Origin of the sequence: Pseudomonas sp. CBS (assembly GCF_024734645.1) — a bacterium.
Lineage (GTDB): Bacteria > Pseudomonadota > Gammaproteobacteria > Pseudomonadales > Pseudomonadaceae > Aquipseudomonas.
In genome coordinates this window covers 4,245,182-4,262,679 of record NZ_CP102929.1, presented here as the reverse complement: position 1 = coordinate 4,262,679, position 17,498 = coordinate 4,245,182, and the positions used below count along the sequence as shown (strand labels likewise).

Below are 17,498 nucleotides of genomic sequence, written 5' to 3'. Positions count from 1 at the left end.
TTGTTCTCCGCAGGCTGAATCGGTGAGGTCCAGTCTTGCGGAGGGTGGGATTTATGAGAATGGCAGGAGCGGCCAAAAGGGGACCGATATGGCCAAATTATCTGTCCGCAATTCGCCCCTCAATGGCGCAGCCATGCCCTTGAATGGATCAAGGCCGGAACTGGCTGGGCGCGACGCCGCTCCAGCGTACAAATGCATGGCGGAAACTGGCGGTCTCGCTGAAACCCAACTGCTCGGCAATCCGATGGATCGGCAGCGCGCCTTCCCCCAGCAATTGCTTGGCCCGCTCGAAGCGTAGCTCGTCGAGCAGTTCCTGGTAGCTGCACCCCAGGTTCTGCAAGTGCCGGCGCAAGGTGCGGGCTGAACAGTTGATTTGCTGCGCCAGGCCATCCAGCCCAGGAGCGGCGTGCAGTTGCGTCGCGAGTAACTGACGGATACGCCCCAGCCAGGCTTCGCGCCCGGTAAATTCGGTGTTCTGTTTACGGCAGCGTTCGGCCATGGCCTGGTGCGTCACGGCGTCCGCCAAGGGTAATGGTTGTTCGAGCCAGCGTGGGTCAAACGCGAATGCATTGGTTGTGGCCTGGAACTGTAAGGGGCAGTCGAAACGCTCGGTGTAACGCCTCTGGTAAGCCGGCGCATCGTGTTCAAAGCGTGCGCCCAGCAGAGGAAGTGGGTGGCCGAGCAAGTCGTCACAGATGACTTTCAACGACACCAGACACAGCTCGACGTTAAACAGGGTCAGCGCGGCGCTCTCGCGGTAATCGCTGGCGGTGAACCAGATACGCTCACCGTCCTGCACCAGGCTCAGTTCAAAGAGTGTTCCCAGCAGCGCCGGATAACGCAGGGCCAGGCGCAAAGCGTCACCGAAGGTGGCACTGGTCAGTAACGCATAGCCCAACATGCCGTAGGACGAAACATGCATGCGCTGGCCCAATTCCAGGCCGATGTCGCACTGTAAGGCCACGGCATTTGCACACACGCGCATCTCTTGGTGAGTGGTGATGCGCGTGTCGGTGCGGCTCAAGTCCGCAGCGCAAATGCCGCTGCCGGCGAGCAGCGCGGTACTCGGCAGGCCTTTGGCGCGGAACGTGCTCAACACCAGCGACACGGCGTTGAGGGTGGTGAGGTGCGAATGCAGCATGGGCGGCTCCAACCGTGGTGGACAGGAGCCGAGCAAGTTGTGTGCCGCCGGTTTCAGCCGGCGTCGAAGAACACTCGCCGGGCTTGCTCCAGGCCAAATTCACTGCGGTAGAAGTCCGTCAATTGCTGCCCGTTCAAGCCTCCAGTGCTGTCGGCTGCCGAGCCGCGGCGCGCCTCCTCGGGAGTTTTCAGGCGGGCCGAGATAAATGCCTTGGGCGGCGTCCAACTGGTGGAGTAGTGGAAGTGCGCGTACCAGAGCACCTTGCCGCTGGATTGCTCGCTGATGGTGTATTCGTCGAGATAATCCGGTTGAGCCGCCTTCAGGCGACGGCGGGTGATGGTTTTGCGTACCGTGATTTCGTTGTGGGTTTTTAGCCATTCAACCCCGTCGATAGTCGGTGGGCGTTGCTTGGTCGTTTGTATCCGGTGATTCTTCGCCTGTAGGTAAAGGCTTTGGGCTGCGTTGTTGAGCCGGCTCGAGAGGCTGGCGGCCGAGTTTGAATCGCTGTCAGTGACGTTGGCGTTTGTCAGTGCCCTCTCCAGGTCTTGCTCGGCCTGCTCCAGCAGCATGGCGTGCTGATGAAACATCTGCTCGATGCCGACGACGGTCCGGTCGGTTTTTTTACTTGCTCCGCAGCGCGCCGGTTGAACGCCGGCAGTTCCAGGAGCAGGGTCTCGCCGGCATGCAGGCTGGTTTCAAGGTCGGGCGCTGGCGCTGGCACACTGGCCTTGACGTGCTGGACCCAGATCCCCGGTTGCTTCTCATGGAAGGTGGCCAGGACGTTATGGGTCAGGGGAGAGCGAATATCCACCATGTTTGTTTCCAGCCCGGCTTCGGTCAGTCGCGGTTCACCGATGAGCACGCCGTTGAAGCGGGTGCTGATGAACTTCTTCAGCGGGCGTGGCGGAGTCGGCGGGGGGTGGGACGGGTCCTGATGAGGTCGCGCTCGGCATGCAGCAGCGCCAGGCTGTTCAGCGTCCGTTGCAAATAGCTGCGGATTTGTGCGCGTAATTGGCCTAATGGTTCGCCAAGGGCGTGCTCGGAAAAGTCAGCGGAAAAGTCCTGCAACCGTTCATCGATCACCTTGAACTGGTCGATCAGGCTGCCGAGGCTGTCGATGCGCTCATCGAGCCGTGATTCGCTGCGTTCGTGCAGGGTGTCGCGCAGGGTTTGCACCGCCAGGTCGGCGGCGTCGACGATCCGGTCGAGAGTGCTCCAGGCCTGGGGATGGGTTTGCAGGCTGGTTTCAGACAGGCACAGGTTGCGAGCCATCGTTACCTGCAATGCCTTGAGATCATCGCTGCTGTAGGAGGGCAGCAGGTGCCGGGTGCTCTGGATCAGGCGCAACCCATCCCGGGCCAGGGCCTTCAGTTCAGTGAAGCGTGACTGGGCGTAGTCCAGGCGAGTCAGCATGTCCTGGCTCAACTCGGTCATTTGCCGCGCGTCTTCAATATGGCGCTCCTGAGGGGCCGTCGCTTGGCGTTCGATCTGGTCGAGTACGGTCCGAAGCTTGGGGGTGAAGCGTGTCTGGACTTCTGCAATGCCGGCCTGGGTGAGGTCCAGCTGTGCTTTAAGGTAGCTCAGGGCCTTGGGTTGATAATTGCTCATGGGCGCAAACAGATTCAGGGTCTTCAGCTGTTGCAGGGCGGTTTCATAGTCGTTGCGCTGGCTTACGAGTTTGTCCAGGTAGAGTTGGCGCGCGGCTTGCGCCGAGGTGCGCGGCGCGTCACTCAGGGCTTGGCGGGCCTGCTGCAGTTCGAGCTGGGCTCGCTGTTTGTCGTTTTCGAACTGCTCCAGGCGCGCGCGTACCTCGGCGGCCTTGCGGGTGGCCTCCTTCTGAGCTTTGTTTTTCACGACCTTGGGCCCGCCACCGCGCAGGCGCAGGCGGGTATCGACGAACCATTCACCCTTGAGGTTGTGTAGCAGCAGCGGGCCGGTGCGGGTGGGTAGGCTGGGGTCGACAATCACCACCGCGTCGTCTTCACCTACCTGTACTTCGAACCAACGCTCACCCACCGGTGCGTACCATTTTTCACCCAGAGGGTAGAGGTATTGGTGGGGCCCCACTGGCGTGACAACGTTGCCCAGGCCGGAGGGCCTGGGGAGTTTGAAGCGTTCCAGCACGGTTGCCAGGGTCTCGGGTTTGCGGGCCACGGCGCCTAGGGAATATACCGATTGCGGCAACTCTGGCGGCAATTCGTGGGGAAGGATGGTCGGGCCTTGCTGGATGATTGGCGCCGTGGGCGTTGAGGTGGGCGGCGCAGGTTTTTTTCCGCCTGGTAGCCGGGCAGTCGACGACTGGCCGGCTGATTGCGGCTGGCCAAGTGTAAGGTAATGGCCATTGCCAGGTTCAGCAGTACGTCAGTGAGGGCTGCCCACTCCTGCTGTGAATGGTTGCGTCGGCGTGCCTCGGCGGCTTGCTGCAACTGATCGAGAATTTGCCAGATCCAGGCGGCAACCCCCACACCGCGCCCGAGAAAGGGCAGTGCAGCATTGAAGATCAGCCACCCGGCTTGCTTGAACGTGGCCCAGCGGTTCTCACGATTGGACACCGACTGGCGGTCCGCCAACTCCACCACGGCGTTGGCGTTGGCCTTGAAAAGGTGGGCCGCCAGATCATCGTTGATGGCCTCGCCGCCAAGGCGCATAGGGCCGCACATGACCCAGAGTTTGCTGGGTTCGACGATAAACCGCATGATGGCCCAGGGCGAAGGCAGCGCGCCGGGAAACACATAGTTGCTGTAGTCGCTGCGCACCGCGTCGGGCAGCCAGGCCAGTACCGAGTCACGCAGGTCGGCGTCCTCTTGCAGGGCATACAGCACGTTGGCGGGCGACGGATATTGGGTCAGCGGTTGGTCGAACAATGGGCGATACAACAGGCAAGGCCCGGCGGAAGGGTCCTGGGGACCGATCAAGAACATATTGGCCACCTCATCGGCCGCACCGCCCGCACGTCGCAGGGGGACGAAGGCCAGGGGGCGCGCAACACGATGGTTTGCCCATCTACCTGACGGTTGCCGGCCTGTGACTCCAGCACTGCCACGATGTAGCGGTAGCCACGCTCATCGATGCCGGCCTGCTGACGAATCTTGTATTGCAGGGCCAGCAGCGGCAGCTGAATGCGCAGGTGCTGGCCGTACAGTTGCTGTCGGCGCAGCGATTCCTGTGGGTCGTCCAGTAGTTTGGCCTTAACCAGTGCCGGATATTGGCGACCGATGTCGGCTTGCTGGACCAGCGTCTCCACATAGCTCACGGTCAGCCAGGCGGGCAGCGCCCGGGCATTGCGCAGGCGCAGGCTCTTGTCTCCCAGGGGCAGCGCGATCAGGTTTTGCAGCGCCAGGTCGACCAGGTTAAAGGTGGTCATTTCGATTTTGCCGGGCACGGGGAATGTGCCCCATACCACCTGGCTGGTGACGCGTATTTCGATATCGTCCAGATGCAGTGTGGCGGCTTCGGCGTGGTCGGCGACCATCAAATCCTTGAGGGTTTTGAGGGTGTACTCGCGGATGGGCGCAATCCCGTCCTGGTAACCCTTGCCGGCGTTAAGGCTGTGCAAGGCCGCCAGGTCCTTGAGGTGACGGGAATAGAGGCTCAGGTCGCTGCTGGATGCCGTGTTCAGCCAGGCGGGCATAGCGTCCTGATACTGGCTCAGGTCGGGCCCCTGGTCCGCGACGAAGCTGGCGATCGCCGGCGGTGAGCCGAGGGCGGCCGGGTTGGCATCCTTGTGCTTGAGCGCGGAGAAATCAATGGCACCGATGGCGTTGATCTGGAGGGTGATCAGCGAGCAGGCTTGCTGGTCAAAAAAATCGCCTTCGGGTTCCAGCAAGCGCCAGTGCAGGCCCGTGTAAGACAGGCCGGGGTTCAGGTGCCCGGGCAGGGAGGCGCCGAGCTGCTGCAAGGACGTGAACTTTTCATAACCGTTGAGCAGCGAGTGCACCAGGATCACCGTGCGCGATTCATGGGTGCCCACCAGCACGGCGATGGGCATCAGGCTCAGTGGGGTGACGGTTTCACCCTCTATCAGGCTGATGTCGATCAGGTAGGCCTTGCCGTTAAGCAGAGGCTTGGCCTGCCGGCTCTTCAGGTCGGGTGCGTTATAGAGCTGGCGCGCCATGGCGCAATCCACCGCGCTCCACCCGGTTACCCCTTGGACATTCCACAGCGTTCGCAGGTGGTTGGACAGGGTATGCCATTGCGGGCCGTCCTTGTTGGCGCTGTTCCAGAAAGCGATTTGCTGTTCCTGATAGGCGCTGAGCATGACTGGCGCCAGCACATTAATAACCTGGGCGATTTCGGCGATACGCACCGGCAGGTGAATGGGCGTCGTGGTGAGCGGCTGCTGGGTCAGGAAGTGTTCGCCTTCAATGTACAGGCGAGGCACTTCAAGCACCGCCTGCCGGGCGAGAATGCCGGTGAGCGTCTGATACTGCGGCGTGGTGGCCTGGATCTGGTCGTCCATCAGCACCCAGCCTGGGGTGCAGACCATGGCGATGTCCGGGTCGATATCCAACGCGGGGTACAAACGACGTAGTTCCGGGCGCAGCAACGCGGCTGCGACCTCCAGGAACGAAGGGCCCAGGCACAGTTGTGCGAGCAGGGCTTGGGTGGCGGTGTTGGCGTTGGGCTGTGCGGCGGGTGAACTCATGGGGAGGCCTGGCGTGCATGGAAACAGGCCCCATGCTAGGGAGCGGCACGCCAGGGAGAGCGGTGGATATGTAGGTCAGCCCAGCTCGCCACACAGGTCGAGTTCTACCAGGCGACGCACTTCTGCCACGGGCAGGCCGGCACCCAACAGCGCATTGAGCTTGCCGAACGCGGCTTCACGGGTCATCCCGCCACCCGACAACACGCCCACGCCACGCAAGCGGCTACCGGCTTCGTACACATCCAGCTCCACACCGCCTTCATGGCATTGGGTGATTGCCACCACCACCACGCCGTTATCCTGCGCGCGCTGGAGGCTGGCGAGGAACTGGGGGTTGTCGCTCGGCCCGGTGCCGCTGCCGAAACATTCCAGCACCAGCGCCTGGATGCCGCTGTCGATCAACGCATCCAACTGCTCGGCGGCGATGCCCGGCACCAGTGGCAGCACGCCCACATTGACCACCGCCTTGGGCTGGCGGTAATGCAGCGCCGCCGGAATCATGTCCGCCTTGGCGACGCCGCCGTTACGCTGCAACGCGGCAAACGGGTGGCGACCAAAACTGCGGATTTTCGCGCAGCGGGTCGGGGCCATCAGTGCACCGTGGAAGTACAGTTGCACGCCCGGCGCCAGGCCTTGGCTCAGGGCTACCAGCGCACCGCTGACGTTTTCCCAGGCATCGCTGTCGGGCACGCCGGCCGGCAGCATCGAGCCGGTAAACAGCACCGGCGCGGGCAGGCCCAGCAGTTGGAAACTCATGGCGGCCGCGCTGTAGGCCAGGGTGTCGGTGCCGTGCAGTACCAGTACGGCGTCGCAACCCTCGTCCACTGCCTCGATCACGGCGGCGCGCAGGCGCTGCCAGTAGGCGGGGGTCATGTTGGCGCTGTCGATCAGTGGGGACATTTCCCGGAAGCGCCAGGCGGGTGCTTGCAGGTGGGCAAGTTGCTCGCGCATGCGCGCTTCAAAACCCGAAGCGGGGGCCAGGCCATTGGCACTGGCCTGCATGCCGATGGTGCCGCCGGTGTAGAGCACCATGACGTTGTTGGCTGGTTGCATTGAAGAATCTCCTGAACGAAAAACGCCGCCGGGCCCAGAGCATGCCCAAGGCCGGGCGGCGTGTCATCTATCTAGGTTTAGCGTTGCGTTTGAGCGCTCAGTTCAGCCGATGCTTGAGCGGTTGGCTCAGGCTTCACCGGATTCGCCGGCCACGCCTTGCGGTCCAGGTCCAGGTCCGGGAACTTGCTGGAATCAAACACCGGGGTCTTGATGCCCGCAGCACGCTGGCCGTCGTAGTCATTCAGGATGCGCATGGCGATCTTGAACAGGAACGCCAGGGCGAACAGGTTGACGAACGCCAGCATGGTCATGGTGATGTCGGCGAAGGCGAACACGGTGCTCAGGTTCTCGATGGAACCCCAGAAAATCAGCACCAGCACCAGCGCGCGGTAGCCCATCAGGACCTTGCGGTTGTCGCCCACGATGAAGCGCAGGTTGCTCTCGCCGAGGTAGTAGTTGTACATGATCGAGGTGAACACGAACAACGCCAGGGCCACCGAGATGAACATCCGGCCCCAGTCACCCACGACTGCCGCCAGGGAGTTCTGGGTCAGGGCAATGCCGTCGCCTTCAAAGCCCGGGGTGTAGAAACCCGAGAGCAGGATCAGCAACGCGGTGCAGGTGCAGATCACGAAGGTGTCGAGAAACACGCTGAACGCTTGCACCACGCCTTGGGCGATCGGGTGTTCTACCGAAGCGACTGCCGCCACGTTAGGCGCACTGCCCAGGCCGGCTTCGTTGGCGAACACGCCGCGTTTCACGCCCATGATGATCGCGCTGCCCACCAGGCCACCGAAGGCCTGGTCGAGGCCGAAGGCGCTCTTGACGATGGTCGCGAGCATGGCCGGCACGTGGTCGAATTGCAGCACGATCACGTACAGGGTTACCGCGATGTAGACCAGGGTCTTGACCGGCACCAGCAGGTCGGCGATCGAGGCGATACGCTTGATCCCACCGATGAACACCAGGCCCAGCAGCACCGCCAGGGCGAGGCCGGTGTAGGTGGTGTCGAGGCCAAACGCGTTGTTCAGCGAGTGGGTGACGGCGTGGGCTTGCAGGCCGTTGAAGGCGAAACCGAAGGTCACCAGCAGCAGGAACGCCATCACCATGCCCAACCAGCGCTTGTGCAGGCCGTGCTGGATGTAATACGCCGGGCCGCCACGGTAGGTGCCTTCAGCGTCGGTGCGTTTGTAGAGCTGGCCGAGGGAGCACTCGATAAAGCTCGAAGACATGCCCACCAGTGCGGTGACCCACATCCAGAATACGGCGCCCGGGCCACCCAGGGTCACGGCAATGCCGACGCCTGCGATGTTGCCGGCACCCACGCGCCCGGCGAGGCTGAGCATCAGCGCCTGGAACGAACTGAGCTGGCCGGCGCTGCTTTTCAGGCTGTCGCGAAACACCGAAAACATGTGGAAAAAGTGACGCAACTGAACGAAACGCGAGCGGATCGTGAAGTAACCACCGAGCCCGACAATGAGCACGATCAATACTTTCCCTGAGAGGAAGTCGTTGATGACTTCTAGCATGGAGTGTTCCTCGCTGATTTTTCTAATGGCAAACGCAGGACGGTCCGGCGCATCGCTCGGCACCAGGCAGTGCGCGACGCTTCGACCCCAATCCTTTTGCGGGTGTTGTTATTCATGCGGTTTCGCGCTTCCCAGGGTCTCGTTACCGACGACCGCTGACGCGAAGAGGGGCGGCACTATACCTAGGAGTGTGTGATCCGTCTGCACGAGGCGATTAAAGGTTTCAGCCAAGGCGTTACGGGCAAGGCGGGTTTGTGGGGCGATCTTGGAGTTTTTATAGGCATCATTTCGCAACCGTAAGGCAAAAAAAGGGCCTGAAGAACGAGCCTTCAGGCCCTCAAAAGGTGAGAGGTGTCTAGTCCCTCAACCTGGTGAGCGGTGCAACAAACGCTTAGGCCTTCAACGGGACCAAACGTGGGGCAATCATGTTTTCGGGGCGCAGGATGTCGTCGAGCATGGCGTCGTCGAGCAAGCCTTCTTCGCGCACCAGTTCCAGCACGCCGCGGCCGCTTTCAAGGGCAATACGGGCGATGCGGGTGGCGTTTTCATAGCCGATGTACGGGTTCAGCGCGGTGACCAGGCCGATGGAGTGCTCCACCAGTTCGCGGCAGCGGGCTTCGTTGGCGGTGATGCCGACGATGCAGTGCTCGCGCAGCATGTCCATGGCGCGTTGCAGCAGGCGGATCGAGTCGAAGATCTTGTAGGCGATCAGCGGCTCCATCACGTTCAGTTGCAGCTGGCCGCCTTCGGCCGCGATGGTCAGTGCCAAGTCGTTACCGATGATCTGGAACGCGACCTGGTTCACGGCTTCCGGGATGACCGGGTTGACCTTGCCGGGCATGATCGAGCTGCCTGGCTGACGCGCCGGCAGGTTGATTTCGTTGATGCCGGTGCGTGGGCCGCTGGACAGCAGGCGCAGGTCGTTGCAGATCTTCGACAGCTTCACCGCGGTACGCTTGAGCATGCCGGAGAACAGCACGAAGGCGCCCATGTCGGAGGTGGCTTCGATCAGGTCGGCAGCCGGTACCAGCGGTTGGCCGCTGATGGTGGCCAGGCGTTGAACGGCCAGGGCCTGGTAACGCGGGTCGGCGTTGATGCCGGTACCGATGGCGGTGCCGCCCAGGTTCACTTCAGTCAGCAGCTCAGGCGCCAGGGTCTTCAGGCGAGCCAGGTCTTCACCGAGGGTGGTGGCGAAGGCACGGAATTCCTGGCCGAGGGTCATCGGCACGGCGTCTTGCAGCTGGGTACGGCCCATCTTCAAGACGTGGCTGAACACTTCACCTTTGGCAGCGAACGCCTGGATCAGGCTGTCGAGGCTGGCCAACAAGGCGTCGTGGCCCAGCAGCAGACCCAGGCGGATCGCGGTCGGGTAGGCGTCGTTGGTCGACTGCGCCATGTTCACGTCGTTGTTGGGGTGCAGGTATTGGTATTCGCCCTTGCTGTGGCCCATGGCCTCCAGCGCGATGTTGGCGATGACTTCGTTGGCATTCATGTTGGTTGAAGTGCCAGCGCCGCCTTGAATCATGTCCACCACGAACTCTTCGTGGAAATCGCCGCGGATCAGACGGGCACAGGCTTCGCTGATGGCAGCGTGCTTGGCTTCGCTGAGTTGGCCCAGCTCGCGGTTGGCGTCAGCAGCTGCCTGCTTGACCATTGCCAGGCCGACCACCAATTTCGGGTAATGCGAAATCGGAACGCCCGAGAGGCGGAAGTTATTCACCGCTCGCAGGGTCTGGATGCCGTAGTACGCTTGAGCGGGTACTTCGAGTACGCCAAGCAGGTCTTTTTCTGTGCGGAAAGATGCAGCGGAGGACATGACGGAAATCATCTCGATATGGACCCGGGCTAGGCCGGAACGCTGTGAATGCTAGGCTTGCAGGAGATTTAGGGCCAATGCTGTTAAACACTGGCCTATGCATAAACGGCATAATGTCGGTGTGACCCCGTTACCATAACGGTCGTGTGTGCCAAAATGGTGCATGCCCCGGGAGGATGTGATGAACCTTGAAAGCAAATGGCTGGAAGACTTTAGCGCCCTGGCTGCCACCCGCAGCTTCTCCCAGGCGGCGGAGCGGCGCTTTGTCACCCAGCCGGCGTTCAGTCGGCGCATCCGCAGCCTGGAGGCCGCGCTGGGGCTGACCCTGGTCAATCGCTCGCGCACGCCGGTCGAACTGACGGCGGCGGGGCAGTTATTCCTGGTCACCGCGCGTACCGTGGTCGAGCAACTGGGTGAAGTGCTCCGCCACCTCCATCACCTGGAAGGCGGGCAGGGCGAAGTCATGCAAGTCGCGGCGGCGCACTCCCTGGCATTGGGCTTCTTCCCGCGCTGGATCGCGCAGTTGCGCAACGAAGGGCTGAACATCGCCACGCGGTTGGTCGCCACCAACGTGGGCGACGCCGTGCATGCGCTGCGCGAAGGCGGTTGCGATTTGATGCTGGCGTTCTACGACCCGGATGCGGCGATGCAGATGGACCCGGAGATCTTCCCGTCGCTGCACCTGGGCAACACCGAGATGCTGCCGGTGTGCGCCGCCGATGCCGACGGCAAGCCGCTGTTCGACCTGGAAGGCGAGGGCAGCGTGCCGCTGCTGGCCTACAGCGCCGGGGCTTTCCTGGGGCGCTCGGTAAACCTGCTGCTGCGTCAGCGGGCGCTGCGCTTCACCACAATTTACGAAACGGCCATGGCCGACAGCCTGAAAAGCATGGCCCTTGAAGGCTTGGGCATTGCCTGGGTGCCACAGTTGAGCGTGCGCGCCGAGTTGGCCCGGGGCGAACTGGTGGTGTGCGGCGGCCCGCAATGGCATGTGCCGCTGGAGATCCGGTTGTATCGCTGCGCGTTGGTGCGCAAGGCGAACGTGCGGTTGTTGTGGCGCAAGCTGGAAGGTGGTGCGGCGCAGAATACCTGAGCCCACACAGATCAAATGTGGGAGCGGGCTTGCTCGCGAAAGCGTAGTGTCAGTCAACCCATCTGTGGCTGATCTACCGCATTCGCGAGCAAGCCCGCTCCCACATTAGTTTTCTGGTGTGTTCGCTGACCTGGAAGTCAATAAAACCGCCTGTTGAGGTGTAAGACAGATGGTCATTCCAGGGGCTGTTTATCTGCGTTATTACGGTATACTGCGCGGCCTTCGGCCGGTCCAACCGGCCTTAATTCGTACAACAAGCCACGCTGGATTTCCCGCGTGGCTTGTTGTTTTTTGACGCGCCTGCGGGCGCCCAGAGAGAAGAGGCACGACGATGAGTGCATTGGTTGGCGTGATCATGGGCTCCAAGTCCGATTGGTCCACCCTTAGCCACACCGCCGATATGCTGGAAAAACTCGGCATTCCCTATGAAGTGAAGGTGGTTTCCGCCCACCGCACTCCGGATTTGCTGTTCCAGTATGCCGATGAGGCAGAATCCCGTGGCATCGAGGTGATTATCGCCGGTGCCGGCGGTGCAGCTCACTTGCCAGGCATGTGTGCCGCCAAGACTCACCTGCCAGTGCTGGGCGTACCGGTGCAGTCGTCGATGCTCTCGGGCGTGGATTCGCTGTTGTCCATCGTGCAGATGCCTGCCGGTATTCCGGTGGCCACCCTGGCGATTGGCAAGGCCGGCGCGATCAACGCAGCCTTGCTGTCCGCCAGCATTCTCGGCGCCAAGTACCCGCAGTTCCACGCGGTGCTGAAAAAATTCCGTGCTGAGCAGACAGACAGCGTCCTGGACAATCCAGACCCACGCATTGCCTGAGGTGGTTGATTGATGAAAATCGGTGTAATCGGTGGCGGCCAACTGGGCCGTATGCTGGCCCTGGCGGGTACGCCGCTGGGGATGAACTTCGCTTTCCTGGACCCGGCGCCGGACGCCTGTGCGGCTGCGTTGGGTGAACATCTGCGGGCGGATTACAGCGACCCGGATCACCTGCGCCAACTGGCCGATGAAGTCGACCTGGTGACCTTCGAGTTCGAAAGCGTCCCGGCTGAAACCGTGGCCTTCCTGTCGCAGTTCGTGCCGGTGTACCCGAGCGCCGAAGCCTTGCGCATCGCGCGTGACCGCTGGTTCGAGAAGAGCATGTTCAAGGACCTGGGCATCCCGACGCCGGCCTTCGCCGACATCCAGTCCCAGGCTGACCTGGACGCCGCAGTCGCCTCCATCGGCCTGCCGGCCGTGCTGAAGACCCGCACCCTGGGGTACGACGGCAAGGGCCAGAAAGTCCTGCGCACCGCTGATGACGTGGTTGGTACCTTCGCCGAACTGGGCAGCGTTGCCTGCCTGCTGGAAGGCTTCGTGCCGTTCACCGGTGAAGTCTCGCTGATTGCCGTGCGCGCGCGGGATGGTGAAACGCGTTTCTACCCGCTGGTACACAACACCCACGACAGCGGCATCCTCAAGCTGTCCGTGGCCAGCACCGACCACCCGCTGCAAGCCCTGGCCGAAGATTATTCGAGCCGTGTGCTGAAGCAACTGGATTACGTCGGCGTGATGGCGTTCGAGTTCTTTGAAGTCGACGGCGGCCTCAAGGCTAACGAAATCGCTCCGCGCGTGCACAACTCCGGGCATTGGACCACCGAAGGCGCCGAGTGCAGCCAGTTCGAAAACCACCTGCGGGCGGTAGCGGGCTTGCCCTTGGGCTCCACGGCCAAGGTCGGCGAGAGCGCCATGCTCAACTTCATCGGCGTGGTGCCGCCGGTTGATCGCGTGATCGCGATTGATGACTGCCATCTGCATCACTACGGCAAGGCGTTCAAGGCCGGGCGCAAGGTCGGCCACGCCAACCTGCGCTGCAAGGACCGCGCGACGCTGCAAGCGCAGATCCTCAAGGTCGAAGCGCTGATCGCCGAGCAATAACCCAAGGCCGGGCGGAACCATTGGTACCCGCTACCCTCTGATTGCAGGAAGCCAAAGTCTGACTAGGCTTTGACTTAGCTCACTTCAATCAGAGGGAAATGCCATGGGTATCATTGGGACCATCTTTATCGGTTTGATCGTCGGCCTGCTGGCGCGTTTCCTGAAGCCAGGCGACGACAGCATGGGCTGGATCATGACCATCCTGCTGGGTATCGCCGGTTCGCTGGTTGCGACCTATGGTGGCCAGGCACTGGGCATCTATCAGGCTGGCCAAGGCGCAGGCTTCATTGGTGCGCTGGTGGGTGCCGTGGTGCTGCTGGTGATCTACGGTCTGCTGAAAAAGAAGTAATTTAGCGACCAAGCCCTCTGCGCTGCGCAGGCGCAGAGGGCTAGAATGCCGGCACTGTAATCCATGCCGAGCCTCTCCATGCGCCGTCTTCTGTTATCCCTTCTTCTATGCACCGGGTTGGCCCACGCTGGCGAACTGCCGGAAACCGACTGGCTGGAACTGATGCCCAAGTCGGACCAGAAAGCCCTCGAAGAAATGCCGGAAATCGACCACAACTCCCCGGAAGCCCAAGGCACGTTCACCGAAAAGGGTGGCCTGAAGCAGAGCAAGGGCTTGCCGGCGGTGATGTATTCCACCAAGACCGTGGCTGCCATGAACGGCAAGAACATCCGCATCGGCGGCTACCCCGTGCCGCTGGAAACCGACGCGAAGGGCCGCAGCACGCTGTTCTTCCTGGTGCCTTACCCGGGCGCCTGCATCCACGTGCCGCCACCGCCGCCCAACCAGTTGGTGCTGGTGCGTTATCCCAAGGGTTTGAAGCTGGATGACATCTACACCCCGCTGTGGGTGACGGGCACGCTGAAGGTAGAGAAGGTCAACAATGACCTGGCCGATGCGGCGTATGCGCTGGATGCGGGCAAAGTGCGGGCGGTTAAGGAGTCGGATCTCTGATCTGACGCAGAACCTAATGTGGGAGCGGGCTTGCTCGCGAAAGTGGTGTGTCAGTCAGCACATGTATTGACTGACACGGCGCATTCGCGAGCAAGCCCGCTCCCACATTTTTGATTGGGTTTACAGGGCAATACCGGCGATGCTCACGCCCAAGCTATGGCTTTCACCCGGCGCCAGTGTCACTGCATCATCCAGCACGTTCGCGGTCTCGATGCACAGCATCCCCTGCCAGCCGTCGTCGGCCATGTCGGCGAAAGCCTTGGCGCGTTCGGTCCACGGGTTCCAGATCACCGTCGAGCGCGAGCCTGTGCTGGTGAGTTGAACGCGGCGCTGCCAGTCTTTATCGACAATGTTCAGCTGAGCCGGCGTGTCGAGGTAGATGCGGTCGGTCTCGGCGGTGAAGTGCAGGAGCCCGGATTGCTGCTTGTGGGTCCAGCCGTCGGCGGTGTCGATATAGGCCCGCCCGTCCAGGCCGTCGACCTGCACGTTGCACACATCACTGACCGCAAAATAACTGTGCAGCGCCTGGCTGAGGCTGACGGTCTCGGTACCACGGTTATGGCTGGTCAGGCGGATGTGCAGTTGATCATCCAGCAGGATGCTCATCTTCAGGTCAACTGGATGCGGCCAACCCGGGAAGCCGCCTTCAGGCACCGGCAGTTCCAGTTCAACCCGCAACGCCGTGCCTTCAGCTTCAACACCAGCCAACGTCCAGTCGGCGGTCCGTACGAAACCATGCGCCCCAGCCGGCTCGTCGCCCTGGTACATCGCCTTGACGCTTTGCGGGTTGCGGTCGAACACGCCAAACCATGGCCAGCACACCGGCACGCCGGTACGAATGCCTTTGCCTTTCTTGAACACCACCTGATCGTTGGGCCAGATGATTGGCTTCTCGCCAGCGCGCTGGTAGCTGACGATATGCGCGCCTTGCTGGGCCACCACCAATTCGGCCCCGTTATGGTGGATGCGCCAAGCGCTCAGCTCATCCAGTTTTACGGTTTCAACGTTGGGCGTAGACATAGGCGCGCGCTCTCAATGGCAGACAATGGGGCAATGGACCGTCAAAACGTCGCGATGTTTAACGCGCCCGCGACGGAACCGACCGGGTGCGACCGCTGCCATCGATGGCAACGAACACAAACACAGCTTCGGTGACTTTGCGCCATTCGCTGGACAGCGGGTCGTCGCTCCACACTTCGACCATCATCTGGATCGAGCTGCGGCCGATTTCCAGGGCCTGGGTATAGAAAGACAACTGTGCGCCGACGGCCACTGGCACCAGGAATGCCATGCGATCAATCGCCACGGTCGCGACGCGGCCACCGGCAACCTTGCTCGCCATGGCCGTGCCGGCCAGGTCCATCTGCGCGACCAGCCAGCCGCCGAAGATGTCGCCGAAACCGTTGGTCTCACGCGGGAGTGCGGTAATTTGCAGGGCGAGGTCGCCTTGCGGGATAGGATCTTCTTGTTCGAGTTCGATCATGCCGGTGCCTCTGACCCGTGACGCTTTATGGGTATTTCAAGTGGATAGCCGTCTCTGGAAAAACGTTTCAGCACCAACATACACCGCTCGATGCGTTTCTCGTAAGGCGTACTAAAGGGAAACTCTGCCAAATCGGCTGGAGGACACCAACGGCGTTTTGGCACAGCAGCCCCTCAAGGATGCGGGTCTGGCGCTTGCAATGGGCGAGTATATCGAGCCGTCGGCGCCACGACGACCTCCCGTCGCTCATTTGGTCGGTAAATAGACGCTGTATCGCGGCTTTTTCCGGCAACTGTGCTCCTGCTCATGCTAATTGCGCTTCTGCTACGGGAATATTTCGCTTATCTGAACTGTTAACGGCCCAACGCTGTGCTTTTTCAAGCGATTTGCTATCTTGCCAAGCCTGCCGCAAGTCCCGGGCTTGCCGTCCTGACTACTATAAGAGAAGCCTTGCCATGTCCTCCGTGCCCGCAAGCAGTGCGCAACCTTCGCGCCCGCTGACCCGCAACGACTACAAAACCCTGTCGCTGTCTGCCTTGGGCGGGGCGCTGGAGTTCTACGACTTCATCATCTTCGTATTTTTCGCCACGGTGGTCGGGAAACTGTTTTTCCCAGCCGAGATGCCCGAATGGCTGCGCATGATGCAGACCTTCGGTATTTTCGCCGCCGGCTACCTGGCGCGGCCGCTGGGCGGGATCATCATGGCGCACTTCGGCGACCTGCTGGGGCGCAAGAAGATGTTCACCCTGAGCATCTTCATGATGGCCGTGCCGACCCTGATCATGGGCCTGCTGCCGACCTATGCACAGATCGGCCTGTGGGCACCGATCCTGTTGCTGCTGATGCGCGTGATCCAGGGCGCGGCGATTGGCGGTGAAGTGCCAGGCGCGTGGGTGTTCGTTTCCGAGCACGTGCCGCCCCGTCACATCGGTTATGCCTGTGGCACCCTGACCAGCGGCCTGACGGCGGGCATTCTGTTGGGTTCGCTGGTGGCCACTGCCATCAACACCCTTTATAGCCCGGAGCAGGTGTCGGATTACGCCTGGCGGATTCCGTTCCTGCTGGGCGGTGTGTTCGGCCTGTTGTCGGTGTACCTGCGTCGCTGGCTGCACGAAACCCCGATCTTCGCCGAGATGCAACAGCGCAAGACCCTGGCGGCCGAGTTGCCATTGCGCGCGGTGCTGCGTGACCACCGTGGTGCCATCGTGTTGTCGATGTTGCTGACCTGGTTGCTCTCGGCCGGTGTGGTCGTCGTTATCCTGATGACGCCGACCGTGCTGCAAACCGTCTACCACTTCAGCCCTACGGTGGCGCTGCAGGCCAATAGCCTGGCCATCGTCACCCTGAGCCTGGGGTGTATTGCCTCCGGGGCCCTGGCCGACCGATTCGGTGCCGGGCGTGTGCTGATCATCGGTTGCGCGCTGTTGCTGGCAACGTCCTGGACGCTCTATCACAGCCTGATGGCTCACCCGGATTGGCTGTTCCCGTTGTACGCCTTGACCGGCCTGTTTGTAGGCACCATCGGTGTGGTGCCCTATGTCATGGTGAAAGCGTTCCCGCCAGTGGTGCGTTTCAGTGGTTTGTCGTTTTCCTACAACGTCGCCTATGCCGTATTCGGTGGCCTGACACCCTTGGCGGTGTCGTTGCTGATGAAGGAAAGCCCGATGGGCCCTGCTTACTACGTGGCTGTCCTGTGCGTGATGGGGATGGCCGTGGGTGCGTATCTGTGGAAGCGTGGGCGCTGACACTTTTTTGAAAACTGACGGATAACCTTGTGGCGAGGGAGCTTGCTCCCGTTGAACTGCGCAGCAGTTCCATTTTGGGGGCCGCTACGCGACCCAACGGGAGCTAGCTCCCTC

At 61.8% G+C, this 17,498-nt stretch carries 16 protein-coding genes; 6 read left to right on the top strand and 10 right to left on the bottom strand.

The features are described from left to right. Positions 1 to 148: 148 nt before the first annotated feature. From NVB75_RS19620 to NVB75_RS19585, 8 genes are all read right to left on the bottom strand, one after another. Positions 149 to 1,141, bottom strand: a complete 993-nt coding sequence (locus tag NVB75_RS19620) for an AraC family transcriptional regulator (RefSeq protein WP_258342888.1) — start codon at positions 1,139 to 1,141, stop codon at positions 149 to 151. Between the two features lie 53 nt (positions 1,142 to 1,194). Beyond that, positions 1,195 to 1,728, bottom strand: coding sequence for a hypothetical protein (locus tag NVB75_RS19615; RefSeq protein WP_258342886.1), 534 nt, complete (start codon positions 1,726 to 1,728; stop codon positions 1,195 to 1,197). A 304-nt stretch (positions 1,729 to 2,032) separates the two neighbouring features. Continuing rightward, positions 2,033 to 3,295 carry a hypothetical protein gene (locus NVB75_RS19610; RefSeq protein WP_258342884.1) on the bottom strand — a complete coding sequence of 421 codons (1,263 nt, stop codon included), beginning with the start codon at positions 3,293 to 3,295 and terminating at the stop codon, positions 2,033 to 2,035. A 5-nt stretch (positions 3,296 to 3,300) separates the two neighbouring features. Further along, the gene (locus NVB75_RS19605) at positions 3,301 to 4,062 is read right to left on the bottom strand and encodes a DUF6543 domain-containing protein (RefSeq protein WP_258342882.1); all 762 of its coding nucleotides are present in this window, start codon (positions 4,060 to 4,062) and stop codon (positions 3,301 to 3,303) included. Continuing rightward, a complete protein-coding gene (locus NVB75_RS19600; protein WP_258342881.1) occupies positions 4,053 to 5,786 on the bottom strand; it encodes a dermonecrotic toxin domain-containing protein in 1,734 nt (577 codons plus the stop codon). Before NVB75_RS19600 ends, NVB75_RS19605 begins: the two co-directional genes overlap by 10 nt. 75 nt (positions 5,787 to 5,861) lie before the next feature. Further along, on the bottom strand, positions 5,862 to 6,839 hold the full coding sequence (locus NVB75_RS19595) for an asparaginase (RefSeq protein ID WP_258342879.1): 978 nt from the start codon (positions 6,837 to 6,839) through the stop codon (positions 5,862 to 5,864). Between the two features lie 77 nt (positions 6,840 to 6,916). Beyond that, entirely contained in the window at positions 6,917 to 8,368 is a 1,452-nt protein-coding gene (locus NVB75_RS19590; RefSeq protein ID WP_258342877.1) for a sodium:alanine symporter family protein, read from the bottom strand. A gap of 391 nt (positions 8,369 to 8,759) precedes the next feature. Then, on the bottom strand, positions 8,760 to 10,184 hold the full coding sequence (locus tag NVB75_RS19585; RefSeq protein WP_258342876.1) for an aspartate ammonia-lyase: 1,425 nt from the start codon (positions 10,182 to 10,184) through the stop codon (positions 8,760 to 8,762). A gap of 181 nt (positions 10,185 to 10,365) precedes the next feature. On the opposite strand from NVB75_RS19585, the gene NVB75_RS19580 reads away from it, so the two are divergent. From NVB75_RS19580 to NVB75_RS19560, 5 genes are all read left to right on the top strand, one after another. Then, positions 10,366 to 11,274 (top strand): LysR substrate-binding domain-containing protein, encoded by a 909-nt coding sequence (locus NVB75_RS19580; RefSeq protein WP_003213413.1) that lies wholly within the window; start codon positions 10,366 to 10,368, stop codon positions 11,272 to 11,274. Positions 11,275 to 11,605: 331 nt separating this feature from the next. Further along, positions 11,606 to 12,097: a 5-(carboxyamino)imidazole ribonucleotide mutase gene (gene purE, locus NVB75_RS19575; RefSeq protein ID WP_258342874.1), complete on the top strand. Its 492-nt coding sequence runs from the start codon at positions 11,606 to 11,608 to the stop codon at positions 12,095 to 12,097. 12 nt (positions 12,098 to 12,109) lie between these two features. Continuing rightward, a complete protein-coding gene (locus tag NVB75_RS19570) occupies positions 12,110 to 13,195 on the top strand; it encodes a 5-(carboxyamino)imidazole ribonucleotide synthase (protein ID WP_258342873.1) in 1,086 nt (361 codons plus the stop codon). 103 nt (positions 13,196 to 13,298) lie between these two features. Continuing rightward, on the top strand, positions 13,299 to 13,544 hold the full coding sequence (locus NVB75_RS19565) for a GlsB/YeaQ/YmgE family stress response membrane protein (protein WP_003213408.1): 246 nt from the start codon (positions 13,299 to 13,301) through the stop codon (positions 13,542 to 13,544). Between the two features lie 63 nt (positions 13,545 to 13,607). After that, the gene (locus NVB75_RS19560) at positions 13,608 to 14,156 is read left to right on the top strand and encodes a DUF3299 domain-containing protein (RefSeq protein ID WP_258342872.1); all 549 of its coding nucleotides are present in this window, start codon (positions 13,608 to 13,610) and stop codon (positions 14,154 to 14,156) included. Between the two features lie 120 nt (positions 14,157 to 14,276). Here NVB75_RS19560 and NVB75_RS19555 read toward each other — a convergent pair whose 3' ends face one another. Next, on the bottom strand, positions 14,277 to 15,176 hold the full coding sequence (locus tag NVB75_RS19555) for a D-hexose-6-phosphate mutarotase (protein ID WP_258342871.1): 900 nt from the start codon (positions 15,174 to 15,176) through the stop codon (positions 14,277 to 14,279). 58 nt (positions 15,177 to 15,234) lie between these two features. Beyond that, on the bottom strand, positions 15,235 to 15,639 hold the full coding sequence (locus NVB75_RS19550; protein ID WP_003176975.1) for an acyl-CoA thioesterase: 405 nt from the start codon (positions 15,637 to 15,639) through the stop codon (positions 15,235 to 15,237). 455 nt (positions 15,640 to 16,094) lie between these two features. On the opposite strand from NVB75_RS19550, the gene NVB75_RS19545 reads away from it, so the two are divergent. Next, positions 16,095 to 17,384, top strand: a complete 1,290-nt coding sequence (locus tag NVB75_RS19545) for an MFS transporter (RefSeq protein ID WP_258342870.1) — start codon at positions 16,095 to 16,097, stop codon at positions 17,382 to 17,384. The last annotated feature ends 114 nt before the right edge of the window (positions 17,385 to 17,498 follow it).

What these genes read in the sequence shown, in the direction of transcription:
- NVB75_RS19620 (WP_258342888.1), bottom strand. Translation starts at nt 1,141, where the DNA reads ATGCTGCATTCGCACCTCACCACCCTCAACGCCGTGTCGCTGGTGTTG.
- NVB75_RS19615 (WP_258342886.1), bottom strand. Translation starts at nt 1,728, where the DNA reads ATGTTTCATCAGCACGCCATGCTGCTGGAGCAGGCCGAGCAAGACCTG.
- NVB75_RS19605 (WP_258342882.1), bottom strand. Translation starts at nt 4,062, where the DNA reads ATGTTCTTGATCGGTCCCCAGGACCCTTCCGCCGGGCCTTGCCTGTTG.
- NVB75_RS19600 (WP_258342881.1), bottom strand. Translation starts at nt 5,786, where the DNA reads ATGAGTTCACCCGCCGCACAGCCCAACGCCAACACCGCCACCCAAGCC.
- NVB75_RS19595 (WP_258342879.1), bottom strand. Translation starts at nt 6,839, where the DNA reads ATGCAACCAGCCAACAACGTCATGGTGCTCTACACCGGCGGCACCATC.
- NVB75_RS19590 (WP_258342877.1), bottom strand. Translation starts at nt 8,368, where the DNA reads ATGCTAGAAGTCATCAACGACTTCCTCTCAGGGAAAGTATTGATCGTG.
- NVB75_RS19585 (WP_258342876.1), bottom strand. Translation starts at nt 10,184, where the DNA reads ATGTCCTCCGCTGCATCTTTCCGCACAGAAAAAGACCTGCTTGGCGTA.
- NVB75_RS19580 (WP_003213413.1), top strand. Translation starts at nt 10,366, where the DNA reads ATGAACCTTGAAAGCAAATGGCTGGAAGACTTTAGCGCCCTGGCTGCC.
- purE (WP_258342874.1), top strand. Translation starts at nt 11,606, where the DNA reads ATGAGTGCATTGGTTGGCGTGATCATGGGCTCCAAGTCCGATTGGTCC.
- NVB75_RS19570 (WP_258342873.1), top strand. Translation starts at nt 12,110, where the DNA reads ATGAAAATCGGTGTAATCGGTGGCGGCCAACTGGGCCGTATGCTGGCC.
- NVB75_RS19565 (WP_003213408.1), top strand. Translation starts at nt 13,299, where the DNA reads ATGGGTATCATTGGGACCATCTTTATCGGTTTGATCGTCGGCCTGCTG.
- NVB75_RS19560 (WP_258342872.1), top strand. Translation starts at nt 13,608, where the DNA reads ATGCCGAGCCTCTCCATGCGCCGTCTTCTGTTATCCCTTCTTCTATGC.
- NVB75_RS19555 (WP_258342871.1), bottom strand. Translation starts at nt 15,176, where the DNA reads ATGTCTACGCCCAACGTTGAAACCGTAAAACTGGATGAGCTGAGCGCT.
- NVB75_RS19550 (WP_003176975.1), bottom strand. Translation starts at nt 15,639, where the DNA reads ATGATCGAACTCGAACAAGAAGATCCTATCCCGCAAGGCGACCTCGCC.
- NVB75_RS19545 (WP_258342870.1), top strand. Translation starts at nt 16,095, where the DNA reads ATGTCCTCCGTGCCCGCAAGCAGTGCGCAACCTTCGCGCCCGCTGACC.